The sequence below is a fragment of the Pontibacter sp. GD13 genome (genome assembly GCF_058216355.1).
In genome coordinates this window covers 124831-131064 of the sequence record NZ_JBYZMQ010000012.1, presented here as the reverse complement: position 1 = coordinate 131064, position 6234 = coordinate 124831, and the positions used below count along the sequence as shown (strand labels likewise).

Annotated in this window: 8 protein-coding genes; 3 read left to right on the top strand and 5 right to left on the bottom strand. The window is 48.7% G+C overall.

Annotated elements, in window-relative coordinates; translation table 11 throughout:
• The first annotated feature begins 157 nt into the window (after window positions 1-157).
• Window positions 158-667 (top strand): DUF2062 domain-containing protein, encoded by a 510-nt coding sequence (locus AC4BAN_RS15425; protein WP_490565309.1) that lies wholly within the window; start codon window positions 158-160, stop codon window positions 665-667.
• Between the two features lie 140 nt (window positions 668-807).
• Here the strand turns inward: AC4BAN_RS15425 and AC4BAN_RS15420 are convergent, their stop codons facing one another.
• The 4 genes from AC4BAN_RS15420 to AC4BAN_RS15405 all read right to left on the bottom strand — a co-directional run bounded on the left by AC4BAN_RS15420 (window position 808) and on the right by AC4BAN_RS15405 (window position 4267).
• Entirely contained in the window at window positions 808-1686 is an 879-nt protein-coding gene (locus tag AC4BAN_RS15420; RefSeq protein WP_490565308.1) for an OmpA family protein, read from the bottom strand.
• 102 nt (window positions 1687-1788) lie between these two features.
• Window positions 1789-2652: a methylated-DNA--[protein]-cysteine S-methyltransferase gene (locus AC4BAN_RS15415; RefSeq protein ID WP_490565307.1), complete on the bottom strand. Its 864-nt coding sequence runs from the start codon at window positions 2650-2652 to the stop codon at window positions 1789-1791.
• 102 nt (window positions 2653-2754) lie between these two features.
• On the bottom strand, window positions 2755-3474 hold the full coding sequence (locus AC4BAN_RS15410) for a tetratricopeptide repeat protein (RefSeq protein ID WP_490565306.1): 720 nt from the start codon (window positions 3472-3474) through the stop codon (window positions 2755-2757).
• A gap of 67 nt (window positions 3475-3541) precedes the next feature.
• The gene (locus tag AC4BAN_RS15405; RefSeq protein WP_490565305.1) at window positions 3542-4267 is read right to left on the bottom strand and encodes a tetratricopeptide repeat protein; all 726 of its coding nucleotides are present in this window, start codon (window positions 4265-4267) and stop codon (window positions 3542-3544) included.
• Window positions 4268-4458: 191 nt separating this feature from the next.
• Between AC4BAN_RS15405 and AC4BAN_RS15400 the strand changes: the two genes are divergently transcribed.
• Together AC4BAN_RS15400 and AC4BAN_RS15395 are read left to right on the top strand one after the other, a co-directional pair.
• Complete coding sequence (locus tag AC4BAN_RS15400; RefSeq protein WP_490565304.1) at window positions 4459-4860, top strand: Xre family toxin-antitoxin system antitoxin; 402 nt, start codon at window positions 4459-4461, stop codon at window positions 4858-4860.
• Window positions 4857-5321, top strand: a complete 465-nt coding sequence (locus AC4BAN_RS15395; protein WP_490565303.1) for an RES family NAD+ phosphorylase — start codon at window positions 4857-4859, stop codon at window positions 5319-5321. Before AC4BAN_RS15400 ends, AC4BAN_RS15395 begins: the two co-directional genes overlap by 4 nt.
• Window positions 5322-5422: 101 nt before the next feature.
• On the opposite strand, the gene AC4BAN_RS15390 is transcribed toward AC4BAN_RS15395, so the two are convergent.
• Entirely contained in the window at window positions 5423-6028 is a 606-nt protein-coding gene (locus AC4BAN_RS15390; RefSeq protein WP_490565302.1) for a hypothetical protein, read from the bottom strand.
• Between the last annotated feature and the right edge of the window lie 206 nt (window positions 6029-6234).

The following is a 6234-nucleotide window of genomic DNA, read 5'->3' as shown; positions in this document are numbered from 1 at the left end:
TTTCGTTTTACATGGCCAGTAGCTCACTTTTCCACCAAAAACCGCCTATATCTGCAAAAAACGCCTTTTTTTTGCCTTTTTGCCTTTTATTCTTTATTGCAGTTTTGTTTTACCCCCTATAGTAACCAAACCACTCTTCCCTTTTATATTTTAATCCATGTCCGTTAACAGCAGTTTTAAAGGCTTTATTAGCCTCAGGATCGTGAAGCCCGTGCTAAGCCTGTTTCGGCAGGGCATTACGCCGCATAAGCTTGCTGTTACGGTTGCACTGGGTACGGTGATAGGCGTGGTGCCGGCACTTGGCGTCACTACCGTGCTCGGAACGGCGATTGCGCTCCGGTTAAAGCTCAACGTGGCCGCCACGGTGCTGATCAGCTACCTGGTGCAGCCGCTTCAATTACTCCTGCTCATCCCTTTTGTGCGCGTCGGTATTTACCTTTTTGGGTTGCAGGAACTGCATCTTTCCCTGGCCGAGATCACCGCCATGTTTAAAGCTGATTGGCTGGTAGCACTGGGTTCGCTCTGGAAAGCTAACTTGGCAGCGGTATCGGCCTGGGCGCTGATCGCCTTGCCTGCCGGTGCCATACTTTACCTGATCATCTACCCGATCTTCAGAAAGGTGCTCCCCAAACCCCTGGTTGCAGTACAGGAGCCTTTGGTGTTATAGTATAGGTGGAGTGATAGATTGCCTTTACATAAAGCAGCACGCCAGCTAAATTTTAGCTGGCGTGCTGCTTTATGTAAGTTTCGGGGCAACCGATCATGGCCATCAAGGGCACATCTGACCTGTGTAAAAATCCCGGTTGATCAGGCTGTTTCCAGTATCTGGAACAACTCATCTAATTTAGGGGTCAGGATAATTTCAGTGCGACGGTTTTTCTGCCGGGCCTCTTTGGTCTTTGCTTCGTCGAGGGGTACGTATTTAGAACGGCCGGAGGGGGTTACGCGCCTGGAGTCTACGCCGGCATTGGTAAGGATGCGTGTGATTTCCGTGGCGCGCAGCACACTTAGGTCCCAGTTATCCGACATGCCTACCGTGCCTTTTGCAATCGGAACATCATCGGTGTGGCCTTCTACTACCACGTTTACATCCTGCTGTTCTTTTAGCACAGTGGCCAGCTTTCGGAGTGCTTCTTCGCCTTTCGGATCCACTTTGGTAGAGCCCGAGTTAAACAGGAGTTGCTCAGCCAGGCTAACGTATACTTTACCGTTGCGCACGTTAATGGTCAGGTCTTTGTCGTTAAATCCGAGCAGGGCATTGCTTACTCTGGTTCGCAGGTTAGCAACGGCCTTCTCTTTCTCATCCAGAATACGCTGCAACTCAGCCAGCCGCTGCTCACGCACTTTCAGGTCAGCGTTGAGGCGCTCTATCTGGCCTTTGCTCATGTTCAGGTTCTCGCCCAGTGTCTTTCCTTCTTTCAGGGCCTGGGCCAGGCTTTTCTCGTACTCCAGCTTTTGCTGCTCCAGCTGCGCGCGTTCCTCCTCCAGGTTCGACTTCTCCGTCTCCAGCATGGCTTTCTGCTCTTCCAGTGTCATTTTCTGCTGCTCCAGGCTGGCTTTGTCCATTTCCAGGGCATTTTTTCGGGCAAGCAGGTCGTCGTACTTCTTTTTAGAAACAACGCAGGATGACAGGGCCATGCTGCCTGCCAACACATAGACAGAGGCTTTTAATAGATTTTTCTTCATAAGGGTATCAAACTTTTAGCTAGCAACGCGCTATTGGGTAAAGAACAAATATAGCAAAATATGCATGGGATGGGCTAACCGGGGGACTCTTTTTTCGTGTTTTTAAAAAAGTGATATCTGCTCTGGTAAAGGCGTGCTGTCAGCACCTGCGCGAGCGGCTTCCCACCCGATCATTGCCATTTTGCGGGCACTTCCCCAGCGGTATTCCCCAATTCCGCCAATGCTTTTTATCACTCGGTGGCAAGGAATCAGAAAGGCAATCGGGTTACTCCCAATCGCAGTTCCCACTGCTCTGCTGGCGGTCGGTTTGCCTATTGCCTGTGCAAGGGCTGCATAGGAGGTAAGGTGCCCTTCGGGTATTCGGAGCAAGGCCTCCCACACTTTTAGCTGGAACGGGGTGCCCTGCAGATGCAGGTTTATCTTTCGCCTTTCCTGCGGATACTTTAAGTTTAAAAACGCATGGACCTGCTCGTGCAACACGTCTGCCTGCAAGTGGAGGGAAGCCTGGGGCCAGGCCAGCCGCAGTTCTTGAATGGCCTGGTTCCGGTGCTGGTAAAAATGCAGGTAACAAACGCCCCGTGGGGTGGAGGCGATGATGTAATCTCCAAAGGGACAGGTATTCGTACTGTAATGCAGCACCAGGTTTTCCCCCTGCTGTTTCAGGGCGCCGGGGGTGATGCCCTCTATACCAAGGAAAAGGTCATGCAGGCGACTACTGCCAGATATACCGCACATTGCGGCTGCCTCAGCCAGGTTAGCCGTTTTAGCCAAGGTAGCTTTTGCATGCTGCAGCGTCAGGTACTGCAGGAACTGCTTTGGGCTTACACCAGCCCATTCCGTGAATACCCTCTGAAAATGGAAAGGACTCAGGCAGGCATGTGCCGCTATTTCATGCAGATCGGGCTGCCGGTGCGCGTTTGCCCGGATGTAGGCCATGGCGCTGGCTATCGTTTCATAATGATCCATGTCCAAAAAACCGGAAAATAGCGCTCACTTCCAACCTGATTCTTGCTGAATTTAATAGTAGCTATAAAAAAGGCCCCTGCTTGCTTAGCAGGGGCCCTGAGGTTATTGCGATACCTGTTCCGCCGAGTCCGAGGACTTGAAAAAGCCTTGCGGGTCTGGCATCTTATCCACCAGTTTCATGATGTAGGCGTAGTCAATGAGCCGCATATCCAGGGCCCTGCTTTTATGCAGGTACTCCCAGGCTTCAGGGTACTTCTTGTCGTAAAATTTCACGAGCGAGTATTTGTACAAAGCATAGGCGTTTTGTGGGTCCTGGGCCATGGCGTCCGTTAAATAGGCGGCTGCCTTTTTTAGATTTTTCTTTTTAGGCTTGGTGTCGTAGAGGGCCATGTAGGAAGAACCCACATCCGCGAGCAATAAAGAGTTCTTGGGATCAATGGCCAAAGCCTTTTCATACAGGTTAATGGCTTCCTGATTTTTTTCCTGTGCCGAGCTGATCAGACCAAAAGCCCAATAGGTGTCCTTGTTGTTCGGGTTCAGGAGCCAGGCTAGGTTAAAGCGATACATGGCAGTGTCTAACTGTCCTTCGTTAAAATACTCCCAGCCTCTTTCCATAAAAAACTGACTGGCCTCCTGTCGGTTCGTGAAGTTCTTGTCGCAGCTGCTCAGGAATTTCTCATCTTTCCGCTGCATCTCCTCCGTTTTAGGTTTGTTGCCAAACATAGGCAATACCAGGGCGCTGGGCTCCGGCGCTTGCTGCTGCGCAAATCCAAAGCTGGAAGCGAAAAAGACAGCCACGACAGCTAACATCAGGTTTTTCATGTGGTTAAGGTAAATGGATTTTAAATGCCAAAGTATAAAAATAGGCGAATGACAATTTATAAACAAGCTATTGCGTCAGGGGAGCCGCAAATACACCCTGCGGGTCTTTCTTCTTATCGAGCAAGGCGGCTATAAAACTGTTGTCGGCGATGTCTTTCTTCTGTTCGATGCTTTTATGCAGGTAGTCCCAGGCCTTGCCATACTCGCTCAGGTAATAGCTGGTGATGGCAAGTTTATAATAGGCGTCTGCTTTTTCCGGGGATTGTTTCACGGCTTCCTCCAGCAGTTTCCTGCTTTGCAACAGGTCCTCGGGGTCACTGTGCTCATAAAAGCGGTTCAGATGACTGGTGGCTACATCCGTTAAAAGGCGCGGATTCAGTTTATCCTCCTCCAGGGCGCGGTAAAGTATAAAAAGCGCCTTGTTATACTCCTTTTGTTGGCCATACACCAAACCATAGCCCCAGAATATATCGTTGTTAGTGCTGTCCATCAACCAGGCCCTCCCGAACAGGAAAGAAGCCGAGTCCAGGTGCTGCGCGTTAAAGTTGCGTTGAGCCTGCTGCACATAGTAGGCGCTGGCCAATTTGCGGCTTCTGAAACGCTTCGTTCCTTCCTTTATGAATTTCTGCTGACGCGCTTGCTGCTCCTTTGTCTTCGGCTGCTTCACGGGCACCACGTCTGCCATAGTCAGTTCCGGGTTCAGAGTGGAATGATTCTCTTCAGTGATGGCACTGCTTGAATTGCAGGCGCTCACGCTCAATGCTAATCCAACGGCCACTATCCAATTTCTCATTTTCTGTTTTGTAGGTTTGGGGTACAACGCACAGGAAAGCGAAAAAGTGCAGGTCAGGTTTGGGGAAGGTAATAATCAGGGAGATAATTCGTCTGAAATTCAAACGACAAGTGACGTTTAATTTTAGACAAGTTTCGTATATTTGGGAAACACATTTTTAAAGTATGGGGCAATCACTAAAATCCGGGAATATGCTCAGCTATAAACAGGTGGACGACAATGATGTTTTCATGCTGATCAGCACTGTGCGCGAAGGAATTAAATATGCCCTGTTCCAAAGTATAGCAGATAAAAGTCCGTTTAGCACCACGGAGTGGTCCGGCTACCTGCATTTGTCTGAGCGTACGTTTCAGCGATATAAAAAAGAGAAGCGCAAGTTTGACCCGCTGCATTCAGAGAAGATTCTGGAGATAACGCTGGTTTATAATAAAGGCGTGGAAGTGTTCGGCGACAAAGCAAATTTTGATGCCTGGCTGTCGGCCAAGAACCTGGCCTTAGGTGGAATAATACCGAAAGAGCTGCTGGATAACACTTTTGGGATCGGCCTGTTGAAGGATGAACTCACGCGCATTGAGCACGGCGTACTGGCATGATGGTCTATCGCCTGAGCAGAGGTAAATTCCGAAACGATTTATCTGGGCGTGGGGCAGAGATGGCTGGCGGCCGCTGGAACAGCAAAGGCATTGCCATACTTTATACCTGCGAATCCATTGCGCTCTGCACAGTAGAGATTGCGGTTCATATGCCCTTGGGCATCGTGCCATTAGACTATTACCTGGTCCGGATACAGGTTCCGGATGAGGTGGCAGTTAAAGAGCTTACCACAGCCGACTTACCCGAAAACTGGAAGTCGTTCCCGCATCCCAACATTACCCAGGAAATAGGAGACGAATTTGTGCTGGAAGCAAAATACCTGGTGTACAGAGTGCCCTCAGCAACCGTACAGGGTAATTTTAATTTCCTTATCAATCCCAGGCACAAAGATTTCGACAAGGTGACTGTGGTCAATTCGGAGCAATTTGATTTTGACAAAAGACTGTTTAAGAAAGGCTAACAACTTACGCCTTTTCAACTATTTCCGGTTAATGCATTACATAAAAAGCAGCCATTGCAGGGAAAACCCGCAGTGGCTGCTTTTTTATATCAGTTATAAAATTATCTGTTTCTTCCGGGCAGGTATACCTGAAAGCCGAAAGAGAGATTAAGGCCAGATTGACCACTACCTACTGATATATCGGCGCTGGTGCGTGTATAGCCTAAAATTGCTTCGAGCGCTATGTTCTGCGCTACAAAGTGTGCATACCCAGCTCTGAGGCCTAATACAGAGGAAAAGACTGAATCGCCTTCATTGTCTTCCTCAGAGCTGCCTGCTACACCGGCAATCGCTTCTCCGAACCAACGGTGTGTAGGCGCGGCGCCCTCCGGAAAGTAATAACGCACGAAGGGGGTAATGCCATAACGGAAGGTTTCACCGCCATCGTAAATATCAAGTGCCAGCTGCACCTCAGAACCAATGGCAGCATTGTCGCTGATGAAATAACCTGCCCTTGGGTTTACATTTAAGGTGAAGAAATCTGACTTGAAGTTCATGCCGATGTTAGCAATGTTTGCACCCACGATCCAGTTGCCTTCTCTAACCGCGTCAGAGGCAACCGGTGCTGTTGTCTGTGGCCTGCGTTGCATAATCTCCTCTTCTATCTGTGCAGAAGCACTTAAAGACAATGCTGTTAAAAATGTTACGAGTAAAAAAATACGTTTCATAGTTATGGGTTTGTAGTTGAAAATTGTATCGCAATTAGATGGATACATTTATATTCCTAACGACCACAAGGCATAGAGGTTATAATAAATGGTTAATTGATACTTTGATGCGGTATTTGCGTGTTACAGATGGGTAAGCGCACGGTATAATTTAGTTAAGAAAAATTGCACCACATCTTTGAAACATTTAATAGAATATTTACAGG